Source organism: Gardnerella sp. C0684A1 (genome assembly GCF_055326835.1).
This window is the reverse complement of the sequence record NZ_JBLTSX010000002.1, coordinates 1-21,318: the sequence shown is the minus strand read 5'-3', so window position 1 is coordinate 21,318 and position 21,318 is coordinate 1. Positions and strand designations below refer to the sequence as shown.

The window sequence follows — 21,318 nt, the reverse complement described above, 5'->3', positions numbered from 1 at the left end:
AGTAGTGCATACTCAACTGAACACATATGTCACACCACTATAGTGCATTGTGGTGAAATTTAGCGCATTTTTCCACATATTTTTTACTTATGGCGTGTCTTATTTTTAATAAGAAATTTGATAAGAAAAATTCAAAATAATAATAAAAATTTTTAGATAAATTCTACATTTGATAATAAATAAGTGTTGTAGAATTGATAGGATACATACCCCCTGCGTACACTGGTGAATATGAGTTCAATAATCGCTGATGCAAATACACTTGAAAATCAAGTGTTGCAACTGCTTTCCGCCGAAAAAGAGGCTCATCCTCGAGAAGTAGATGCTTCGATCATGGCTATGATGTGTGTGGAAAGAGACACGCGCTTCTATGGTGACACTTTACGCGCTGTTCTTCACCAGTCAGTTTTACCCAAGACTTTGGTGGTTGTTGATTGTGCTCATCGAGTTGAAGAAATCGTTCAAACATCAATAGATATCACTCTTGATACAACTTTAATTACTGATTTTATATCTTCTGAAAATATTGCCGAAAGTTCTAATAGTAAATTTATGCGCGATGGAGTAAGTAATATTAAAAGTAATACTCCTAAAGATTCTCGCAGCATTCGTATTATTATAGTTCCAGTCTCTTTTGCTAGATCTTTCGGTGATGCAATAGAAAAAGCCTTACGTCAGCTTCTTCCGTTACGCGGCGTTAAAGCCCTTTGGTTGCTTCATGATGATTCTCGTCCTGCCGATAGCCGTTGCTTAGAAGAATTGCGAGATACTTGGCGTAATACTCCTACCGCTTCTGTTCTAGGTGCTAAACAGGTAGATTGGCAAGGAAAGATTTTACACAATGTCGGAATGTACGCTTGGAATCATGGAGTTCACACTTTAACAGTTGATGGTGAACAAGATCAAGAGCAGTACGATGGACGTGGAGATGTGTATTCTGTTTCCCTTTCTGGCGCTTTAGTCACATTAAGCGCATGGCAAACTATGCGCGGTACTCAGCCTTGGATGACAACTTTTGGAGAATCTAAAGATTTTTGCAGAAGAGTGTGTGTAAGCGGCGGTAGGGTAGTTGTGGTTCCTCGCGCAAAAATAGCTCATAGGCGTGCTCGTTTTGAAGGACTACGTACTAGAAGTGGCGAAGCTCGTTCTGCAGAAAAATCTGGTATAAATCACGGAGTTATGTCTGTTCTTATCGCAAAGCAAAGATATAAATATACTGACATGCGGATTGTATTCTGGCCATTATTATGGATTTTAAGTCTTCCTTCTGCTTTAGTACTTGCATTAAAAGATTTATTTATTAAACGTCCTTATTCCGCATGGGCACATCTAATTCTTCCTTGGATTATTGTTATGCATCTTCCTCAAGCTATATTTGCTCGTAGAAGAGTGGCTAGATCCACAAGAGTTTCAACTAAACGCTTATCTGCTCTTATTGCAGATCGTCATCAAATTGCTCGTTGGCGAGATAGAGTTTTATCTTACCAATCGCAGCTAAAATGTGTTCTACTTAGTCCGCTTGCAAGACGACACCTTCATATGAGAGTTTTAAGAAGGTGGAGTGCTGTTACAGTTTCTTCTCTTATACTTCTTGCAGTAACTTTGTGGCTTTATGGTGCTCCTTGGCGAGAAGTTATTGCAGGAGCGTCATTATATTCCGACCAGTGGCTTCCTACTGGGGCTGATTTTTCTAAGTTGCTTAATGCGGCTGTTGGCTCCTGGATTCCAGACGACTCTTTCGGACCGGCTTTGCCTCCGTCATCTTGGTTAAGTGTGTGGACTTTAGCGTCTATACCTGTTGGTTTTAATCCACTTTTAGCAATAAGCCTAATGTATTTTATGGCTGCTCCTGCTATGTGTTTGAGTTTTTGGGCGCTCGCAGGCGTATTCACACGTTCTGATTTAGTTCGAGTGTGCTCTGCGATTTGCTGGACTATGCTTGCTATGGCTTTTGGATTATTTGCACGCGGCGATTTGCCTATGTTAATGACGATGGTTTTCTTACCTGCTGCGTTTGCGTTCGCGTTCCATGCTGTAGGAATGTATGTTACTGAAGATCCTGTTTTGCCTGTTCCGTCTGTGCAGTGTGCTGCGTGTGCCGCATTATGCTTTATGATTCCTGTTGCGTGCGAGCCTCAGCTTCTCCTCCCGTTGATTTGTATCTTTATTGTGGCTCTTATTATGGTTCGCTCTCACAGATTCATGCTTGCTCTGATGCCTGTGCCGGCCGTACTGATTTTGCTTCCAACTTTGGGCAGCGTTTTAAGGTATTTTTCCACTGGGTTATGGCGACAAATGTTTGCTAGTGCTGCGTTGCCGTTACAAAGTGTTAATGGTACTCCTGATTCGCTTGGATATGCTCAGGTATTGTTAAGAGCTTTTAATATGAATAGTAATCATGGTATTTCGCAGTCTATGCCTTTGCTTAGTTTGCGCGGAATTATTATGATTATTTTTGCTACCTTAGCTGTTGTTATGGCTGTAGTTTCTCTACTTTTGCCGTTTGCTTTGCGAGTATCAAGAATGATGTGGGCTGTTATGCTTAGCGGAATTATTCTTTCGCTTGTAGCATCCCGTATTACTGTTGCAGTTGATGTTAATGGTAGTGTTGCAGCAAGTGTACTGCCCGGTGTTGCGTTAACGGCCTTAGGTGTTCTTTCATGCATGTGTATGGTTGCAGGTCAAGCAGTTCGACGTTTTGAACCGTTAAAAAAGAAACGCACTAATAATTCTGTTCCAGAAGGCGGATATAAAACTCGTGCCAGTAGGCGTGCTGCTATGAGACGTTCTGCAGCCTTGCTTCTTCATAAGATTATTTATGTTGCTCGTTGCATACTTGCGTTTGGAATGTTAATTATGGCTGTGCTTTTAGGCTTATTTGCTGTGCTCAGTGGGCCTGTTGCTTCTGTAAACGCGACTAATTCTGGACTCCCTATGGTAGTTACCGATTACTTGGATAAGAGTAGTGAAAATAGAATATTAGCTTTGCAAGTTCATGGTGATTCTAAGGTATCTATGTCGGTTATGCGTACTGTGCGTGGAGATTCTGTTGATGTTTCGCCTGCATTAAGAGTAAGAACTGCAATATACGGTGAGTCATCTAGTTTTAAAACTTTATCTCGATCGGCTGCAAAACTTATGTCTCATGCAGATAATGGTGCTATCGATTCTCTAAAACAGCTGGGAATTGGCGGTATTTATGTAGTTAATTCAAGCAGCATGAGTAATAATTTACGTAACGATACTAATCGTCTTATTGCTAATATTAACGCTTCAGAAAGTACGCAGCTTGTAGTGAATTCTTCAAACGGAGCATATTGCCGTTTTGATGGAATGCCTTCTAAGAGTTCATTGTCTAAGACTTCTCCGTTCTTTAAAGCCAGACTACTTGTTTGGAGAACTCCTTGGGCTGTTATTTCAGCGCTTGTAATACTTTTGTACTGCATTGTTGCAGTGCCTCGTTTTGGATCTAATACTATGCTTAAGCGTTCTGACGATGAGTATGAGGAGGGTTGTTAATGAGTTGGTTTAAGGACTCTCGTGAATCACGTAATAAGCATGCTGAAGCGAAAGACGCTACTGTTTCTAAGCAACGTAAACACAGTGTATCAGTTTTGTTGCTTTCTATGATGAGTGCTCTTCTTTTTGTTGTGCCTTCAGTAGTGTTGTCTGTTGTGAGTCCTATGAAATCTTTAGTCGATTCTGCATCTTCATCAGGTTCAAGTATTGAGCATCAGGTTAGTGCCACAAGTTTGCAAACTGTTTGCCCTTCTAGAATTTCACTTCCTGATCTTACAAAATACGGTGATAGTCAGTTTCACGAAACTGAAGGAAATATTAAAGCTGTAGCTAGGTATGGTGCTTTCGGTGATGTTTATAGTGCTCAAGTAAATGGTATTAATTCTAAAGATGATCAGTATACTGATTTAAAAACTGCTGATGCTGACGATTATTCTTCCGCTCTTTTTGCTGAATCTACTGTAGATAATGAAGCTCAGATTTTAAAGGGGAATCTTTCTGAAGCTTCTTCTGGAACGGGAATTGCTTCAGCGTACGCGTCTTGGGCAACTCAAGGAGATATGAGAGGTATTGCAGCTTCTACTTGCAGTAATCCTTCAATGAGAAGCTCATTCCTTATTCCTGAATCTAAAACTGGAGTGTCTATTAAACTTGTAGTTGTTAATACTTCTTCAAAAGCTACAGTTATTAACGTTAGTGCATGGTCTTATGAGCATGGAAGCCAACCTGTTAATCTTTCAACAGGAAGTGCTTTTGCAGTGCAAGCTAAAAGTAAAGTATCTTTTGATGTTTCTGCCGCAATCTCGCATTCAGAAGGATCATATATTCAAGTAGTTAGCGATCAGACGCCAGTTGCATCTTATGTAGATGTTATTCGTTCTGAAGGATTATCTCCTAAAGGCATTGATGTTATTAAAACTTTAAGTCCGAGCTCAAAAACTTCTATTATGCCAGGGGTTCTTGCACAAGATCAGACAAAATTGTACATATGGCCGCAAAAATCAGGTCATGCTTCTATTTCATGGCTTGCTTCGAGCGGAGTGCAAAAGATTAAAGATATTGATGTTACTTCTAATAAAGTTCAAGTTGTGGATCTTGGCGTAGCTCCAGATAATGTTAATGCGCTAACTGTAGACAGTAATGTCGATTGCTATACTATGGCTCAGGTTTCTCGAGATGGAAGCGCTGGACAGTCAGATGTGGCTTATATTACTGCTGTTCGTAACCAAGGAAATAGTGTAATAGTTTCACCACTATCTGCAGCAGAAACTACTATGTATGTTGCTTCTGAGAATAATCAAAATTCTTCATTTGCTATTAATGCGTATAATTCTCGAGGAGAACTAATAGCTTCTAAGCGTTACGATGTTACTCCTAATTCTGTTGTTGAAATTAAAGGCAACGATATTAATGATAAATCCGTTATGTACACGCTTAAGTCAAAAGATTCTCTTTCTTGGGGAGCTAGGTTAAACAGTAAAGTCCTTAGTGATGAGAATATTGCTTCAGTTGCATGGCTTTCTCCGCACAGTTTAGAATCACAGCATATGAATATTCGTGTTTCTAATGATCCGCGTATAGTTCACTAAATTTAGCTTTTGCGTGCATCAGAATTTATATTCCCCAATCTGGGTCTATTTCTTCAGGCCTTCTTCCATATAGTTCTGCTAGGCGTTGAACTATTTCGTCTCTAATTGCGTACTGTAATTCTGCTCTACTAGTTACGTGCGTGCACAAAGGTAATCTGTATAATACTATTCTTGCAGGTATTCCTCGATTTGCTGGGAATGATTGAGACATAATCCTGCGACTAGGTTCCCACAAAACTGGTTGGGAAGGTGGTACGTCTTCTACAGCAAACTGAACATTTTTCGTAAGCTCATGCCAAGCTCCGTTAAGTCTTCTAATTTGCCCAGCAACCATAGAATCAAACATTCCACTTGCTGTTCTGTATCGTGGCAGACGCGTACCAAACATTGGTGTTCTTATACCTCTACCGTGTCTGTTACGGTATATTTTCTGTTCCCAAATTAAATCTGCCATAATTTAATTTTACTGTATAAAATACATACAGCAACGTGTTAAGCGTTGCAATATAAGTACAATGTGAAATACTAGAACAGTAGGCATACTCAAGGAGGAAGCGCAATGGTTGAGGCGATGGTGCATGATTGGCGAGAATCTAATCTTGCTGAGCGTATTGCGCAATCCTCAGTTATTGCTTTTGATTTAGACAATACTTTGGCGTGTTCTAGAAAACCGATGGTACCTGAAATAGCTTCAGTATTAAGTAAGTTGATTAATATTATGCCTGTTGCGATTATTACGGGTGGAAGTTTAGAGCTTGTAAAAAGCCAGGTAATTGATGTGCTTAAAAATAATACTTGTCTTACTCATTTGCATATTATGCCTACAAATGGAACAAGCTATTACCGTATTGATTCTGATGGTATTTTGCGTTGCGTATACGAGCATAAAATAGATGAAACGCGTGCTAAATATGTAATAAGCGTTATGCGAGATTGTGCTAAAAATATGGGACTTCTTAAAACGCCTGGGGATAGCAATCTGTGGGGTGAGCAGATTGAGTATAGGGGTAGTCAAATTACTTTTTCTGCATTAGGTCAACTTGCGCCTTTAGAAAGTAAAAAAGCTTGGGATCCTACTGGAAAGTTGCAGTCTGAATTAACTGCAATGGTTGCTGAAGCGCTTCCTGATTTTGCAGTACGAGCAGGAGGGGAAACTAGTGTTGATGTTGTTAGTAGGGGAGATAACAAAGCTGAAGCGCTTAATTCATTAGCGCAATCTTTTGAAGTTGATATTTGCAGTATTACGTTTATTGGCGACAGGATGACTCCTGAAGGTAATGATTATCCGACTTGTTTGACTGGAGCTTTGGCTGTGAAAGTAAGTAATCCTTCAGATACGTTGGAATTGTGCAAAAAGGTACTTGCTTTTTTGTGATTTGATATTTGCGAGTTTGCTACACTAAAATTCTAAAATTTGCAATACTATTTTTTTATTGTGGATAAAACCTACCCTGTATCCACATAGGGTATTTTTTCTTGTAAGCGTTTTTAGTAGTTTTTAAACTTGTTTTCATGGTTGGGGGATTGATTACGCGTCGATATGCGGGAGATCGACACGTAGTAGATGCAGTGCGCAGGTTGATGGGGACTGCGCACTGTACTTTTTCTTCAAAAGGAAGTGAGAATGAAAGTCAAATCGAAAATAAAATCGAAAATAATAACGTAAGTAATAACGTAAGTAATAACGAAAATTGCGTTGAAAATACTGAAGTAAATTCTATAACTGAAGTTAGTTGGAAAAGCGTAGTAGTTGCATTATTTAATACTTTACTTCCTCGAGGCTGTGCAGGTTGCGATTTTCCAGATACAGTTTTATGCAATAAGTGTTATGAAGAATTTGCGTCTTGGCAAGTAACATCCTTATCTAGCAGCATTACTGGTTGCCGTTATTCCTGCGCTAAATATGATGGAAATGTTAGAAGAGCAATATTGCGTTGGAAAGATCACGACGATGTAGCTTGTGATGCAATTTTTGGCACTTTACTTTCGAATTTGATAGTACGAGTTATTCGAGAATACGTGAGTAATTATTCGAATAATAAATTCAATAATGTTTTGAATAACAGAATTCTTATTATTCCTACGCCATCAGCATCTAAATCATTTCGCAGACGTGGAAGAAAACATGTGGATCCTGTAGCGAAAATAGTTGCAAGAAACTTAAATAATTCTGGTATTCCTGCGATTTTTTCGAGTCCTCTTAAAATGAATTCCTTCGTGTCAAATAAATCTGTACAAACTTCTGGATCTTCTGGTAGAGCTGCTCGCGCTTTGAATGCTTTTGTTGTAAAGAAAAATATACTTTCGAAAACTGATCATCCTATTTTCGCAATTGTTGTTGATGATATTGTTACTACTGGTTCAACTATGAACAGTTGCGTTCGTACTTTAAATGATTCTGGTATTAGAGTGCTTGCTGGGTTTTCGCTAGCTGCTGTGTCTGATACTCGCGATGATGAAACTTAAAAATTACTTTTTACCAGATACGTTATAGTTTAGTGGAAGAGTGATTTCAAAATTTGGCCCACGTTTATCGTCAACAACTTTTACTGTTCCATTGTGTAATTCTGCTGCCCATCGTGCTATAGAAAGCCCAAGTCCAGTTCCGCCTGATTCGGTGCCAATTCTTTGATTTCCTTTTACAAATCGTCTGAAAATCTCAGATCTCTGCTCTTTTGGAATTTGCTTGCCAAAGTTTATAACATTACTAACTAAAGTATTATGTTCTTTATCTTCTTTGGAGCAAATAAGAACATGCGTATTATCTGGTGAATGTTTCAGAGCGTTTGAAATAATATTTGTAAAAAGTTGAGAAAGTCTATTTCTGTCTCCAGTAAGTTTAATATTTTGCTCAATTTCAACTTCAATACTGTGATTGTGTCCAGCATCCGCAACTTCAAGCGGTTCAATAATTGTATCAAGGAATTCTGAAACATCAAAAGTTGTAATATTTAGACTTTCAGCTCCAGCTTCTACTCTAGATAAATCAAGAAGAAATGTGATTAAATCTGCTAAGCGGTGGGTTTGGTTCAATATTGAGTCAAAATTAGCCGGAGTTGCTTCAATAACTCCATCTGCAAGATTCTCTAACATTGCTTGTAAAGCAGAAACTGGTGTACGTAATTCATGACTCACATTAGCTATTAACTCTCTTCGCATTTGATCATCATGTTCAAGTTCTTCAGCCATTTCGTTAAAAGCTAATGTTAGTTTTCCTACTTCATCTCTACGATTTTCTATTGCGACTCTAACTGAATAATCACCATCTGCCATTGCTTCAGAAGCATCGCGCATTTGTCTTAATGGTGCAGTTAGTCCTCTTGAAAATGTGTATGTTATGCCTAGTGCTACAGCAAGAGTAAGAGGCATAGCAATCCAACCATTTAAGCCCATTTTTAGCAGGAACCAAGCCATAACAAAAGCTATTGCTGTAGCTACTACAATAATTGCGGAAAGTTCACCTTTTAATGATGAAAAGAATCCTACAGGCCTATGAGGATACGTGTGACTTGTTTTATGAGATAAATGATTTTTACTAAATCTGTTATCAGAATTGTTTAGTTTTGAAGTAGACACAAAAGTTATACGCGACGTTTCTTCTTGCTTTGCTTTAGTAGTCATTATGATTCTACCTACTTTTCTCGCTGTCGTCGCGATTTCTAAGACTTCTTCTAAGACTTAGTTTGTGATTGTAATATTTGATCATAATCAGGCATAGGAGGTTCAAAAGCGTATCCTATACCGTGCACAGTTCTAATCCAATTAGAACCAATTTTATGTCTTAAAGATTTAATATGAGAGTCAACAGTGCGAGTTCCAGAAGCGTCAGGCCAATCCCATACTTTTTCTAATAATTCTTCGCGCTTAAAAACTGTATGTGGTTTTCGTGCAAGCATTGTAAGCAAATCAAATTCAGTAGGAGTGAAATGAATCTCTTTATTGTCTAACAGTACTGAACGTTGCTTAGGTTTAATTACTAAGTTTGCGAAAGTTATTGTACGTTCTTTTTCAACAGTCTTAGCTATTTGAGTTGCTCTTTCTACTCTTCGTAGCAGAGCCGCACATCTAGCAATAAGCTCTCTAGGAGAGAACGGTTTAGTCATATAATCGTCTGCGCCGGCACTTAAACCTACTATTTTGTCTGATTCGGCATCTCTAGCAGTTAGCATAAGAACTGGTACAGGTCGCTGCGCTATAATCCGCTTTGTTGCTTCTATTCCGTCCATAATTGGCAGCATTACATCCATAATAATAAGATCAGGATGTAATTGCTGAGCTGCTCTAACAGCAGACGCTCCATCAGATGCTACTCGAGCTACCCAACCTTGTGCAGCTATTCGCTGCGCTATAGCTGTGGCAAGATCTGGCTCATCTTCCACAACAAGTATTGTGCGAGTAACTCCGTTACCTGATGGAGCGTTCAGCATGATACTATAAAAACCTTTCAGTGCTTTACTGGCTTTAAGAATACTGCGCCAAGAGCAGGTACAGTAATTCTTGCAGAGTATGGTCGCGAATGATATTCTTCAGCTGCAGCAGTAAATGTGCCATTGTGAATATCAGAACCGCAATACTTTGCATCATCTGTAGTTAGTATTTCTTTCCACTGGCCGCCCTTTGGCAACGCAACCTGGTAGTCTTGCCAAGCTTGTCCAGAGAAGTTAACTACTACTACGATTTCTTCGCCATCGTCACCGATACGCATATAGCTTAAAGTATTATGATCAGAATCATCACTTGTAAGCCACTGGAATCCATCTGGAGTGAAATCTTGGCTCCAGAATGCACGTGAGCTCTTATACAAAGCGTTAAGATCAGCGACTAACTTCTGCACTCCCTGATGGAATGGCCATTGAAGTTCATTCCAATTAAGTGACGTGTTGAAGTTCCATTCGCTAGACTGACCAATTTCGCCGCCCATGAATAGCAAGTTCTTTCCAGGATGAGACCATTGGTATGCAAGCAGTGCGCGCAATCCTGCGAATTGCTGCCATTCATCGCCAGGCATCTTTCCAAGAAGTGAACCTTTACCGTACACAACTTCATCGTGGCTTAATGGCAAAACGTAATGTTCAGAATACGCATAAACCATAGAGAATGTAATCTCATTGTGATGCCAACGACGATTGATAGGCTCCTCTTTAAGATACTGAAGAGTATCGTGCATCCATCCCATGTTCCACTTCAAACCAAAACCAAGACCGCCCATATCGGTTGGTGCTGTCACACCTTGATAAGCAGTGGACTCCTCGGCAATCATCATAATGCCAGGATTATTCTTGTAAGCTGTTGCATTTGCTTCCTTGATGAAATCAATAGCCTCAAGATTTTCGCGTCCTCCATACATGTTCGGACGCCACTGACCAGCTTCACGGCTGTAATCAAGGTAAAGCATTGAGGAAACTGCATCAACTCGAAGCGCATCAATATGGTATTCGTCAAGCCAGAAGCAAGCATTTGCTACAAGGAAGTTCCTTACTTCATGACGTCCAAAGTTGAAGATGTAAGTGCCCCAGTCTGGATGTTCTCCACGCAGTGGATCTGGATCTTCGTACAATGCCGTACCGTCGAAGCGTCCGAGAGCAAAATCATCCTTAGGGAAGTGCGCTGGAACCCAATCCATAATTACGCCGATACCGGCCTTGTGAAGCTTATTAACCAAGTATTTGAAATCGTCAGGGGAGCCTAGGCGAGAATCGACTGCATAATAGCCCGTGACTTGGTAACCCCAAGAACCTGAGAATGGATATTGCGCAAGTGGCATAAACTCTACGTGAGTAAAGCCTTCTTGCTGAACGTAATCAACGAGCTTATCAGCCAAATCCTTATAATTCTCAAGATCTCGGTTCCAGCTATTTGCTTGAATTTCGTAAATACTTATAGGACCGTCGTGAGTATTAGTCTTTGCGCGATTCTCAAGCCATTCACTGTCATGCCACTTAAACTCGGAATCAACAACAACAGAGCCTGTATTAGGTGGTACTTCATGAGAGCGTTCCATTGGATCGGCTTTCATGATCCAATTTCCAGCTTGTGTCAATATTTCGAACTTATAAACTTCTCCAGCAACTACACCTGGAATAAACAATTCCCAAATTCCTGAAGACCCAAGTGAACGCATAGCGTGACGACGACCGTTCCAGTAGTTGAAGTTGCCAACTACTCGTACAGCTCGAGCATTTGGAGCCCACACTGAGAACGCAGTACCTGTAACTTTCTTAACCATCTTTCCAGTTTCAGGCGAGACTAGTCCCCATGTGTCAGTGATGCTCTTTACATGAGCGCCAAGGGCTTCCCAAAGGCGTTCATGTCTTCCTTCTCCAAAGAGATACATATCAAGTTCGCCAACTTGTGGAAGATAGCGGTATGGATCGTCATCTACGGACTCAGTGCCATCTACTTCTACAGTTTTTACACGGTAGCTAGGAACAGACCATTCTTTTGTTTTCGTGTGCTTAACAGCTGGAACAACGGCGGTGAAAATACCGTTATACTCATGCTTTGCTTCGTATTCACCGCTTTTGGTGAGAATGGTTACTTTCTTGGCCATCGGTCGTAAAACACGAACGGTAGCAGTGCCAGCACCCTTGTCGGTTCCTAAGTGTCCGCCCAGAACCTCGTGTGGATTGTAGTATTCTGCATTGCTCACCGCAGCAAGCACATCCTGTCGGACTGCTACTGCGACTGCATCTTCATTGATGTTAGTAACTGTACTCATGTGCACTATCATACATCATTCTTGAATTATGTCGTAAGCGTTTTGACATATAGTAAAAAAATTGTAAAACTTTTTTCAAGTCGCACCCTTGTGGAAAACTTATAAGAGTTTTTTCTGTGTTTACGGAGGGTTCTGTGGATTATCAAATCGGCGATATGGTCGTCTATCCTCGTCATGGCGCTGCTCGTGTTGAAGAGATCAGTGAGCGTACTGTGAAAGGAGTTACTAGGCAGTATTTGCGTCTAGTTGTACTGTCTTCCGACGGCTTAGAGATTAATGTGCCGGTGGATAATGTTAAAAAAGTTGGCGTTAGAGACATTGTTGGCGCGAAAGAAGTTGCAAAAGTATTTGAGATTTTGCGCACACCAATTATAGAAAAAGAAATGAATTGGTCTCGCCGTTATAAGTTGAATGTAGAAAAAATAGCTACAGGTGACGTTAATAATATTGCTGAAGTTGTGCGTGATTTATCTCAGCGCGATGTTGATGAGCATGGATTGTCAGCTGGAGAAAAGCGTATGCTTGTGCGCGCAAGAAGTGTTCTTATTTCAGAAATTGCTTTGTCTGAAAAGATTGATGAGCATGAAGCTGAGCGTTTGCTAGATGTAAATCTTGGTTATGAGAGTCCAAAGCCTGGAGATGAAGAACATCATACTATGGCTCCGCAAGAGGCTGCAGCTGATACTCTTGCTTTGCTGTCAGCTAGAAATAAGAAGTCCAAAAAGAAGTAATTAATAATTTAATTAATAATTAATAATTAATAATTAAATCTGTGAAATACTTCATTCTATAGTTTTAAAAAAGCCAGGAAAAACTTCCTGGCTTTTCTTATCTTATTTTCTAATTTTATTTACTAATTTACTTTCCTGGATCCTGCTGACCTTTGTTTGAATTTGGTTTTCCGGCTTCAACAGGATGTGGATTTTCAGTTATAGGTTCTTGTGCATCAGTATTGTCAGTTTTCTTATCCTCATCTTTTGCTAAAGCTTCACGAATAGTCTTTGTGTTGTTTGCGGCATTATTCATGTCGTCACAAATTTTAGTAATCCATTGATCTAAGCTTTTAGCATACGATGGCATTAATTCGCTTACTGAAACAGTACTCGTGTAGCTACGTCCAGCTATGCCAACTAAACGGTTATAGTTGTCGTCGCTTTGCTGAGTATCGTTAATCAATATGTCTATATGTCTACCTTCAATCAACTTCTGAAACTCATCTATACTCGATTTGTCTGGAAGATTTCCTTGATTGATTGCATCTGAATAGCTTTTTGGAGTGCTATCTTTAAGACCAATATCTGACATTAGCCAGAATAAGATCGACGAAGTTGAAGCGTACTGCAAGCTTGAGTGTTCTTTAGAGAATTTCTTTATATATTCTTCTAATTTCTTTTCACGATCTTGCCATTGGCTAAGTCGATCGTTAAAAACTTTTCGTTTATCAGGTTTCACTCTTGTTAATGCTTCTGTTACTGCGGATGCCACTGCGTTTCTCGCATCATTTGAGAACCATAAGTAAGGATTATCTCCATTCAAGGCTCCTACTGTGGATGCTGCACTAATAAACTCTGCATTCTTTGGACGTATTTTTGTAATCCAATCGTCGTAGCCTGCTCCATTTACTAGAAGCACTTGCGCATCCTGTATGTCTTTGGAATTTTTACTATTTGGTTTAAACGAGGAAATATCGGTATCACTACCTGAAAGTATGGAAGTAACTTTTACGTCATCTCCACCAATTTCTTTTGCTAGGCTTCCCCAAGTGTCAATAGTGGAAACAACAGATATAGGTTTTTCTGCGGTTTTCGTTTTCTTTGGTTTTGTTTCTTGCGACCCGCATGCTGCTAAACTTATTGCCATTGCTGATGCTATTACGCACGCTATGGCTGTTTTTGCAACATTGCATAATGTATGAGTAACGGTACGCATCATTGTCGCTCCTTCAGTACATGGTTTTATTTGGGCCTACGATTTGTCAGTAGTGTCGCATACCTCTATACTTCACGATAGCCTATTCATACGAATTGTGCGAGTTGGATTACGAGAGTTGTAGTGCATAATTCTTGAGAGGTGATATATATGACTGTTATTTTGGATGGCAAAGCTGTTGCTGAAAATATTAAGCACGATTTGCGTGAGCGTGTTAAGAATTTACATAAACTTGGGATAGAACCTGGTCTTGGTACATTATTAGTCGGTGAAGATCCTGGCTCTTTAAAATATGTTGCTGGAAAGCATAAGGATTGCGAAGATGTCGGTATCCGTTCAATTAGGTGCGATTTGCCAGAAACTGCAAGTCAAGAGGATATTTTACAAGCTGTAGAGAAGCTTAATAATGATCCTGCTTGTACTGGTTTTATTGTGCAATTGCCGTTGCCTAAAGGTATTGACATGAATAAGGTTATTTCATCAATTAATCCTGCAAAAGATTGTGATGGAATGCATCCTTATAATCTTGGCGAATTAGTAACTCATATTTCTGGAGATATTAACACGCCTCTTCCTTGCACTCCACGCGGTATTTTAGCTCTTCTTGATGCGTACAAAATAAATCTTAATGGTAAATCTGTTTGTGTTCTTGGAAGAGGGATTACTGTTGGTCGTACAGTAGGTCTTTTGCTAACTCGCAGGGGAGTTGACGCTACTGTAACTTTATGTCATACGCATACTAAAAATCTTCATGAGATTATGCGTCAATCAGATGTGATTATTGCTGCTATGGGCAGCGCTGGTTTTGTGAAACCTTGCGACGTAAAACCAGGTGCAGTGCTTGTTGATGTTGGAGTATCACGAGTATTTGATGAAGATGCTGGAAGATACAGAATAAAAGGCGATGTTGATATAGCTTGTAGAGAGATATCTTCTGCGTATTCTCCAAATCCTGGAGGAGTTGGTCCTATGACTCGCGCAATGCTGCTTGCTAACGTTGTTGATATTGCCGAGCGTTCAACACGCCCGGAGTAAAACGTAGATTTTGGCTAGGGCTGCTTATAAACTCAGTAAGAGTGCGCGCGTAAGCGTGTATTTACTATAACTAAATATCGAGTAATATCCACCCCAAGAAGAAACCACTAATAGGTAATGGCAGAGAATAATAACGAAGTCGCCAAGGTTGCGATTAATGATATTGGCACCGAAGAAGACTTCATCAAGGCAGTCGATTCAACCATCAAGAATTTCGATGATGGTGATTTAGTTGAAGGTACCGTCGTAAAGATTGATCACGACGAGGTATTGTTGGACATCGGCTACAAGACTGAAGGTGTAATCCCTTCCCGTGAACTTTCCATCAAGAAAGACGTTGATCCAGATGATGTTGTCGAAGTTGGCGACACCATCGAAGCCCTTGTTGTCACTAAGGAAGACAAGGAAGGACGTCTGATTCTGTCCAAGAAGCGTGCACAGTATGAGCGCGCTTGGGGCGATATCGAGAAGATTAAGGATGCTGATGGTGTTGTTGAGGGCACTGTCATCGAAGCTGTTAAGGGCGGCTTGATCGTAGACATCGGTTTGCGCGGCTTCCTCCCAGCTTCCTTGGTTGAGATGCGTCGCGTTCGCGATCTATCTCCATACATTGGCCAGAAGATCAAGGCTAAGATTCTCGAACTCGATAAGAATCGCAACAATGTTGTACTTTCTCGTCGTCAGTATCTCGAGGAAACCCAGTCTGAAGTTCGCGAAACCTTCCTTTCGCAGCTTAAGAAGGGTCAGATCCGTGAAGGCGTTGTGTCTTCTATCGTGAACTTCGGCGCATTCGTTGATCTCGGCGGTGTTGACGGCCTCATTCATGTGTCTGAGCTTTCCTGGAAGCACATCGATCACCCATCTGAGGTTGTTAAAGTTGGCGACAAGGTTACTGTTGAGGTTCTCGACGTTGATCTCGATCGCGAGCGTATTTCCCTCTCCCTTAAGGCAACTCAGGAAGATCCATGGCAGCGTTTTGCTCGTACCCATGTTCCTGGACAGGTTGTTAAGGGCAAGGTTACTAAGATTGTTCAGTTCGGTGTGTTTATCTCCGTTGAAGACGGTATCGAGGGCTTGGTTCACATTTCTGAGCTTGCAAACCGTCACGTAGAAAACCCAGAAACTGTTGTTAAGGCTGGCGAAGCAGTGTTCGTCAAGGTTATTGATGTTGATCTTGATCGTCGCCGCATTTCCCTCTCCTTGAAGCAGGCTAACGAGGCTGTTGATCCAAATTCTGAAGATTTCGATCCAGCTCTCTACGGTATGCCAGCTGAGTACGATGCTGAAGGTAACTACAAGTATCCAGAAGGATTCGATCCAAACACTAACGAGTGGATGGCTGGTTACGAGCAGCAGCGTGAAGAGTGGGAAGCACAGTATGCTGCAGCTCACGAGCTTTGGGAAGAGCATAAGGCTTTTGCTGCTAAGGAACTTGAAGCTGCTGCTGAATCTGCTGCTGCTGACGGTCAGCAGGAAGAAGCTGAAAAGAAGCCAGCTAAGGAAGAAAAGAAGGAAGAAGCTGCTTCCAACTATTCTTCTGAGGCAACTTCAGAAGGCACTTTGGCTGATTCCGATCAGCTCGCAGCTTTGCGCGAACAGCTTTTGAGCGAAAAGAAGTAGTTTCTACTTTCTACTAGAAGCTTATTAAGAATTGCCCCGGTGAGTAATCATCGGGGCAATTTTGTAATCGAGTTACTTCTAGTGGAATATAAACGAGAACAAGCGGATATAAGGGGATTATTTATAATTTATATATGACAATAATGCGGATTGCTGTAACTGGCGGAATTGCAGCCGGAAAATCTACTGTAGTAAATCATTTGCGTTCGCTTGGTGCGTTTGTTATAGATTACGATGTTTTAGCGCGTAAAGTAGTGGAGCCAGGAAGCGCAGTGTTACAACAAATTGTAGGCATTTTTGGGGAAAATGCCGTTAAGAATGATGGCTCTTTAAATCGAGCGTTTATTGCTGAGCGTATTTTTGGAGATGGCGATGAACGTAAGCAAGCGTTAAGTAAGATTGAGTCTATAATTCATCCTGCTATTTATGATTGCGCAAAGCTTTTAGAAAGCGAGTATAAAAGTGAGTGTGATAGTAAAATTTCTAAGGAAAATTGCAATTCTAAAGAAAATCGCAATGAGATAAGCAGCATGAGATCTGTTATTGTGCACGACATTCCACTTCTTGCGCAAGTAATCGACAGCATTCCATTTAGTTTTGATCATATTATTACTGTTGAAGCGCCTCGAGAAATTCGCGTTAAGCGAATGATAAGCGAGCGAAATATGACTGAGAGTCAGGCTTTAGCGCGCATAAATAGTCAACTTCCAAGTAAAGTTCGAAAAGATATGGCGGATTTTGTAGTTGATTCCACTAAACCAATGGAATCTATGCTTAACAGTGTTGATAATACGTTGAAATCATGGTTGCGTGAAATAAACAATAAAAGCGCTGAAATAGCGAAACTGGGGAAGTAAAAAACTGGGGAAGTAAAAGATTATGTCGAATAAAATTCAGCGCACAAACAAGCCTTTTGTAGTAAAAGCGCCGTATGCGCCTTCGGGCGACCAGCCGCAAGCAATAGAAGAGCTGGCGAATCGCATTGAAAACGGCGAAAACGACGTTGTTTTAATGGGTGCTACGGGAACTGGTAAAACTGCTACAACCGCTTGGCTTATTGAGCGTTTGCAACGACCGACGCTTATTATTGAACCGAATAAAACATTGGCAGCTCAGCTTTGCGCGGAATTTCGTGAGCTTATGCCAGATAATGCTGTGAGCTATTTTGTGTCTTACTACGATTACTATCAGCCAGAAGCGTATATTCCGCAAACAGACACGTATATTGAAAAAGATTCGAATATTAACGACGATGTTGAGCGGCTTCGTCACGCTGCTACAGCGAATTTGCTTACTAGACGCGATTGCGTTGTTGTTGCTACTGTTTCTTGCATTTATGGACTCGGTACTCCAGAGGAGTATGCCGAGCGAATGCTTATGCTAAATGTTGGCCAGCAGCTTGAGCGAGACGATTTATTACGTCAATTTGTGAGCATGCAATACAAGCGCAATGACATTGCGTTTACGCGCGGAACTTTTAGAGTGCGCGGTGATACGGTTGAGATTATTCCAGTGTATGAAGAATTGGCTGTGAGAATTGAGTTCTTTGGTGACGAAATTGACAGAATTACAATGTTGCATCCGCTTACTGGGGAAGTAATTCGCCAGGAGAGTAGCGTTCATATTTTCCCAGCGTCTCACTACATTGCAGGACCGGAGCGCATGGAGCGCGCGCTTGAGGCGATTGAAAAAGAGCGCGACGATAGAGTAGCGCAGCTTAAAAAGCAGAATAAATTGCTAGAAGCTCAGCGTTTGGAAATGCGAACTACGTACGATTTGGAGATGCTGCGTCAGGTTGGTGTGTGCCCAGGAGTGGAAAATTATTCCAGGCATTTTGACGGCCGCGATGCAGGTACGCCTCCGCATACGCTTCTTGACTTTTTCCCAGACGATTTTTTGCTTGTTTTAGATGAGTCGCACGTAACTGTTCCGCAAATCGGAGCTATGTATGAAGGCGATGCTTCGCGCAAAAGAACGCTTGTAGAGCATGGCTTTAGGCTTCCTTCTGCAATAGATAATCGCCCGTTAAAGTGGAAAGAATTTTTGGAGCATGTTGGTCAAACTGTGTATCTTTCTGCAACGCCTGGAGATTACGAGCTTGGGCTTTCGGATGGCGTAGTCGAGCAGATTATTAGGCCTACAGGTTTGCTTGACCCTAAGATTGAGGTTCGTCCTGTAGAAGGTCAAGTTGACGATTTGCTTGCGGAAATCAAGGCTAGGGTTGCAAAAGATGAGCGTGTGCTTGTTACTACGCTTACAAAGAAAATGGCCGAAGACTTAACTGATTACTTTTTGGAGCTTGGTATTAAAGTTGAGTACTTGCATTCGGATGTTGATACTTTGCGCAGAGTGGAGCTTTTGCGCGAGCTTCGCGAAGGCAAAATTGATGTTATTGTTGGCATTAATTTGCTTCGTGAGGGTTTGGATTTGCCGGAAGTTTCGCTTGTTGCGATTTTGGATGCAGATAAGGAAGGCTTCTTAAGATCTTACCGTTCGCTTATTCAGACGATTGGACGCGCTGCTCGTAACGTTTCTGGAACTGTGCTTATGTATGCGGATACTGTTACGGATGCTATGAGCAAGGCGATTAGCGAGACGGAGCGTCGCCGCGAAAAGCAAATCGCGTATAACAAAGCTCATGGAATTGATCCTAAGCCTTTGCGAAAGAAGATTAGTGATGTGAACGACATGCTTGCTAAAGAAGATGTTGATACTCAAACTTTGCTAGCAGGCGGTTACAGGAATGCTAATAAGGCTGGGAACTCGCATTATGGAGTGCCAAAAGAGCCGAATCTTGGGCAGCAAAGCAAAGAAAAGCGTATGGCGAATATTTCTGCGTTGCCACAAGATGAGATTATTTCTCTAATTAAGAATTTGAGCGAGCAGATGCATACGGCGGCAGAACAGTTGCAATTTGAGCTTGCAGCGCGATTGCGCGACGAAATACGCGATCTAAAGAAAGAATTGCGTCAAATGGATGCGGCTAATAAGTGATGGTAATAAGTGAGCATGATTAATCGTGAGTTAATCGTGCGAAATTTGTGTTTTTATTTTTTGATACGCGTAGAAAATAAGAGTTTTTGGTATAATTAATCGTGAGTTAATCGTGAGTTAATCGCAGCGCATAAATCCCATAAATTAAGGTGAGTAATTTGCAACAATCAATGTGCTCGACTTATTATTTTAGCTCGCCTTAATTGTTTTGGTGTGACTTGTTGTTTGCGTTTGCAATTCCTATTCAGTTGGATTACTTTAGTTAGTCTGAATTATATACAATGCAATGACAATATGTTGAAGATAGGCGAATATTTGCGTATAGTAAAAGAAGATGGAGGTATTGTATATGACTACTACGAATTTAAATATCAGAACAGATAAGGTAATTAAAGAACAAGCTGATAAGATTTTTTCACAACTCGGTCTCAATATGACAACAGCGATTAACATGTTTTTGCGAACAACTATTCGCGAGAATGGGATTCCATTTTCTCTTAAATTAGAGGTTCCAAATGATACAACAATTGCTGCTATTGAGGAGGGTAGGCGGATTGCCTCCAATCCTAGTGTAAAGGGTTATCGGAATATGGAAGATCTTAAGGCGGCTCTTGATTTATGAAATATGAAGTAAAATTCACGAATCAATTCAAAAAAGACCTTAAATTAGCTAAGAAACAAAATAAAAATACGGATAATCTTTTAAAAGTAATTGATGTTTTAGCTAATGGTGGTGTGCTAGAAGCTAAATATTGTGATCACGCTCTGACTGGAAAATATAGCGGAACAAGAGAATGTCATATTGAACCAGATTGGCTTTTAGTTTATGAAATTAAGAATGAAGTTCTTGTTTTGATGTTATATAGGCTTGGTACACATTCAGAATTGTTTAAGAAATAAAATAATACATTTTTAAATTTACAGCTTTTATTGCTAAAGGGTTTAATGCGAAGCGGCTTTAAGCTGGTTCTTGGCGATTTTTGAGTGTGTTTTGGCTGTTTGGGGAAACATGTCGACGGTGTAGGGTTGAGTGCACAGGATGTTAACGTTAAAAGGTGCACACACTTTGCACCCAGCCGTTTATGTGGGGAAGTGTGGTTTAAGAGCAATTTTTATATTGCAGTTCTGTCAAAAATTGTTTTTATTGATTTTATTATCGTTTATTTGAATATATTTAAAGATGGTTCTTCTTAAATAAGATATGTTCTGAATCACAATACAAGAGTTTGTATGTGTAAGTGAGCAGCGATATAGAAAAAGGAGCTGAGTTTGTGGCTCAGCTCCTTTTTCTAATTATTTTCAATTATTAGTTTACTTTTGTTTAATTTTGTAGGTGAACTTTTTACTCGCGATTCTTCTTGCGAGAGAAGAATGCTGCTGCAGCTCCAAGTACACCAATCATTGCGCTGATTAATCCTGCTCGTTCCACTTCAGCACCAGTCTTTACTAATTGGGACGAATGCTTTGCAGGAACCTTGTTGCCGGACTTAGTAGATGCGTTGGAACCTGAAGCACCAGTGGATGCATTACCAGCGTTGCCGTTGCCAGCATTACCGGTTTCAGCGTTACCAGCGTTGTTAGCATTATCAGCGCTACTTGATTCATTGGTGCTATCTTGAGCGCCGGAATCTGTAGAGCTGCTACCACCAGTAGTAGATCCGCTATCTGAACCGCCATTATTAGACGTGGAATCGTTACCCGAATCAGAACCAGAACCAGAACCTGTTCCAGAACCAGAATTTCCGCCGTTGTTTCCGGCTTTACCAGTGGTTTCGTCGGAAGCGGTGTTACCCTTCTTATCTTTAGCTTTTACATCACTATTGTCTTTGACTTTGTCTGCTGGAATAGTGACTTTACCAGTGTTTTCGTCAACGGTTACGCCGTCTGGAGTGTTATCACCCTTCTTCCACTTAC

The 21,318-nt window shown here is 40.7% G+C and carries 16 protein-coding genes and 1 pseudogene; 11 read left to right on the top strand and 6 right to left on the bottom strand.

Annotated features, from left to right (window positions below):
• Nucleotides 1-231 precede the first annotated feature (231 nt).
• Together ACNEUN_RS01765 and ACNEUN_RS01760 are read left to right on the top strand one after the other, a co-directional pair.
• Nucleotides 232-3,519 (top strand): glycosyltransferase family 2 protein, encoded by a 3,288-nt coding sequence (locus ACNEUN_RS01765; protein WP_463630439.1) that lies wholly within the window; start codon nt 232-234, stop codon nt 3,517-3,519.
• Nucleotides 3,519-5,108 (top strand): DUF5719 family protein, encoded by a 1,590-nt coding sequence (locus ACNEUN_RS01760; protein ID WP_463630437.1) that lies wholly within the window; start codon nt 3,519-3,521, stop codon nt 5,106-5,108. Before ACNEUN_RS01765 ends, ACNEUN_RS01760 begins: the two co-directional genes overlap by 1 nt.
• A gap of 25 nt (nt 5,109-5,133) precedes the next feature.
• Here ACNEUN_RS01760 and ACNEUN_RS01755 read toward each other — a convergent pair whose 3' ends face one another.
• Nucleotides 5,134-5,562: a metallopeptidase family protein gene (locus tag ACNEUN_RS01755; RefSeq protein WP_463630436.1), complete on the bottom strand. Its 429-nt coding sequence runs from the start codon at nt 5,560-5,562 to the stop codon at nt 5,134-5,136.
• 105 nt (nt 5,563-5,667) lie between these two features.
• Here ACNEUN_RS01755 and ACNEUN_RS01750 point away from each other — a divergent pair, with 105 nt between their 5' ends.
• Together ACNEUN_RS01750 and ACNEUN_RS01745 are read left to right on the top strand one after the other, a co-directional pair.
• A complete protein-coding gene (locus ACNEUN_RS01750; protein WP_463630434.1) occupies nt 5,668-6,483 on the top strand; it encodes an HAD-IIB family hydrolase in 816 nt (271 codons plus the stop codon).
• A gap of 137 nt (nt 6,484-6,620) precedes the next feature.
• Entirely contained in the window at nt 6,621-7,574 is a 954-nt protein-coding gene (locus ACNEUN_RS01745) for a ComF family protein (RefSeq protein WP_463630433.1), read from the top strand.
• Between the two features lie 3 nt (nt 7,575-7,577).
• Here the strand turns inward: ACNEUN_RS01745 and ACNEUN_RS01740 are convergent, their stop codons facing one another.
• The 3 genes from ACNEUN_RS01740 to glgB are packed head-to-tail and all read right to left on the bottom strand — an operon-like array spanning nt 7,578 to nt 11,826.
• Nucleotides 7,578-8,729 carry a sensor histidine kinase gene (locus ACNEUN_RS01740; protein WP_463630431.1) on the bottom strand — a complete coding sequence of 384 codons (1,152 nt, stop codon included), beginning with the start codon at nt 8,727-8,729 and terminating at the stop codon, nt 7,578-7,580.
• A 50-nt stretch (nt 8,730-8,779) separates the two neighbouring features.
• The gene (locus ACNEUN_RS01735) at nt 8,780-9,535 is read right to left on the bottom strand and encodes a response regulator transcription factor (protein ID WP_427876705.1); all 756 of its coding nucleotides are present in this window, start codon (nt 9,533-9,535) and stop codon (nt 8,780-8,782) included.
• Nucleotides 9,536-9,552: 17 nt separating this feature from the next.
• Nucleotides 9,553-11,826 carry a 1,4-alpha-glucan branching protein GlgB gene (gene glgB / locus ACNEUN_RS01730; RefSeq protein ID WP_463630428.1) on the bottom strand — a complete coding sequence of 758 codons (2,274 nt, stop codon included), beginning with the start codon at nt 11,824-11,826 and terminating at the stop codon, nt 9,553-9,555.
• Nucleotides 11,827-11,960: 134 nt separating this feature from the next.
• Here glgB and ACNEUN_RS01725 point away from each other — a divergent pair, with 134 nt between their 5' ends.
• Entirely contained in the window at nt 11,961-12,557 is a 597-nt protein-coding gene (locus ACNEUN_RS01725) for a CarD family transcriptional regulator (RefSeq protein WP_427876709.1), read from the top strand.
• A gap of 127 nt (nt 12,558-12,684) precedes the next feature.
• On the opposite strand, the gene ACNEUN_RS01720 is transcribed toward ACNEUN_RS01725, so the two are convergent.
• Nucleotides 12,685-13,755, bottom strand: coding sequence for a metal ABC transporter solute-binding protein, Zn/Mn family (locus ACNEUN_RS01720; protein ID WP_463630791.1), 1,071 nt, complete (start codon nt 13,753-13,755; stop codon nt 12,685-12,687).
• 150 nt (nt 13,756-13,905) lie between these two features.
• Here ACNEUN_RS01720 and ACNEUN_RS01715 point away from each other — a divergent pair, with 150 nt between their 5' ends.
• From ACNEUN_RS01715 to ACNEUN_RS01690, 6 genes are all read left to right on the top strand, one after another.
• Nucleotides 13,906-14,790: a bifunctional methylenetetrahydrofolate dehydrogenase/methenyltetrahydrofolate cyclohydrolase gene (locus tag ACNEUN_RS01715; RefSeq protein WP_427876711.1), complete on the top strand. Its 885-nt coding sequence runs from the start codon at nt 13,906-13,908 to the stop codon at nt 14,788-14,790.
• Between the two features lie 117 nt (nt 14,791-14,907).
• Nucleotides 14,908-16,410: a 30S ribosomal protein S1 gene (rpsA, locus tag ACNEUN_RS01710; RefSeq protein ID WP_463630427.1), complete on the top strand. Its 1,503-nt coding sequence runs from the start codon at nt 14,908-14,910 to the stop codon at nt 16,408-16,410.
• Nucleotides 16,411-16,544: 134 nt separating this feature from the next.
• The gene (gene coaE, locus ACNEUN_RS01705) at nt 16,545-17,267 is read left to right on the top strand and encodes a dephospho-CoA kinase (RefSeq protein ID WP_463630425.1); all 723 of its coding nucleotides are present in this window, start codon (nt 16,545-16,547) and stop codon (nt 17,265-17,267) included.
• 22 nt (nt 17,268-17,289) lie between these two features.
• Complete coding sequence (gene uvrB, locus ACNEUN_RS01700) at nt 17,290-19,404, top strand: excinuclease ABC subunit UvrB (protein ID WP_463630423.1); 2,115 nt, start codon at nt 17,290-17,292, stop codon at nt 19,402-19,404.
• A 349-nt stretch (nt 19,405-19,753) separates the two neighbouring features.
• Nucleotides 19,754-20,026 carry a type II toxin-antitoxin system RelB/DinJ family antitoxin gene (locus tag ACNEUN_RS01695; protein WP_004137333.1) on the top strand — a complete coding sequence of 91 codons (273 nt, stop codon included), beginning with the start codon at nt 19,754-19,756 and terminating at the stop codon, nt 20,024-20,026.
• Complete coding sequence (locus ACNEUN_RS01690; protein WP_119527408.1) at nt 20,023-20,304, top strand: type II toxin-antitoxin system YafQ family toxin; 282 nt, start codon at nt 20,023-20,025, stop codon at nt 20,302-20,304. Before ACNEUN_RS01695 ends, ACNEUN_RS01690 begins: the two co-directional genes overlap by 4 nt.
• A gap of 442 nt (nt 20,305-20,746) precedes the next feature.
• On the opposite strand, the pseudogene ACNEUN_RS01685 reads toward ACNEUN_RS01690, so the two are convergent.
• A pseudogene (locus ACNEUN_RS01685) lies at nt 20,747-21,318 on the bottom strand (hypothetical protein); the annotation flags it as partial.

What these genes read in the sequence shown, in the direction of transcription:
- ACNEUN_RS01765 (WP_463630439.1), top strand. Translation starts at nt 232, where the DNA reads ATGAGTTCAATAATCGCTGATGCAAATACACTTGAAAATCAAGTGTTG.
- ACNEUN_RS01760 (WP_463630437.1), top strand. Translation starts at nt 3,519, where the DNA reads ATGAGTTGGTTTAAGGACTCTCGTGAATCACGTAATAAGCATGCTGAA.
- ACNEUN_RS01755 (WP_463630436.1), bottom strand. Translation starts at nt 5,562, where the DNA reads ATGGCAGATTTAATTTGGGAACAGAAAATATACCGTAACAGACACGGT.
- ACNEUN_RS01750 (WP_463630434.1), top strand. Translation starts at nt 5,668, where the DNA reads ATGGTTGAGGCGATGGTGCATGATTGGCGAGAATCTAATCTTGCTGAG.
- ACNEUN_RS01745 (WP_463630433.1), top strand. Translation starts at nt 6,621, where the DNA reads ATGGTTGGGGGATTGATTACGCGTCGATATGCGGGAGATCGACACGTA.
- ACNEUN_RS01740 (WP_463630431.1), bottom strand. Translation starts at nt 8,729, where the DNA reads ATGACTACTAAAGCAAAGCAAGAAGAAACGTCGCGTATAACTTTTGTG.
- ACNEUN_RS01735 (WP_427876705.1), bottom strand. Translation starts at nt 9,535, where the DNA reads ATGCTGAACGCTCCATCAGGTAACGGAGTTACTCGCACAATACTTGTT.
- glgB (WP_463630428.1), bottom strand. Translation starts at nt 11,826, where the DNA reads ATGAGTACAGTTACTAACATCAATGAAGATGCAGTCGCAGTAGCAGTC.
- ACNEUN_RS01720 (WP_463630791.1), bottom strand. Translation starts at nt 13,755, where the DNA reads ATGCGTACCGTTACTCATACATTATGCAATGTTGCAAAAACAGCCATA.
- ACNEUN_RS01715 (WP_427876711.1), top strand. Translation starts at nt 13,906, where the DNA reads ATGACTGTTATTTTGGATGGCAAAGCTGTTGCTGAAAATATTAAGCAC.
- rpsA (WP_463630427.1), top strand. Translation starts at nt 14,908, where the DNA reads ATGGCAGAGAATAATAACGAAGTCGCCAAGGTTGCGATTAATGATATT.
- coaE (WP_463630425.1), top strand. Translation starts at nt 16,545, where the DNA reads ATGACAATAATGCGGATTGCTGTAACTGGCGGAATTGCAGCCGGAAAA.
- uvrB (WP_463630423.1), top strand. Translation starts at nt 17,290, where the DNA reads ATGTCGAATAAAATTCAGCGCACAAACAAGCCTTTTGTAGTAAAAGCG.
- ACNEUN_RS01695 (WP_004137333.1), top strand. Translation starts at nt 19,754, where the DNA reads ATGACTACTACGAATTTAAATATCAGAACAGATAAGGTAATTAAAGAA.
- ACNEUN_RS01690 (WP_119527408.1), top strand. Translation starts at nt 20,023, where the DNA reads ATGAAATATGAAGTAAAATTCACGAATCAATTCAAAAAAGACCTTAAA.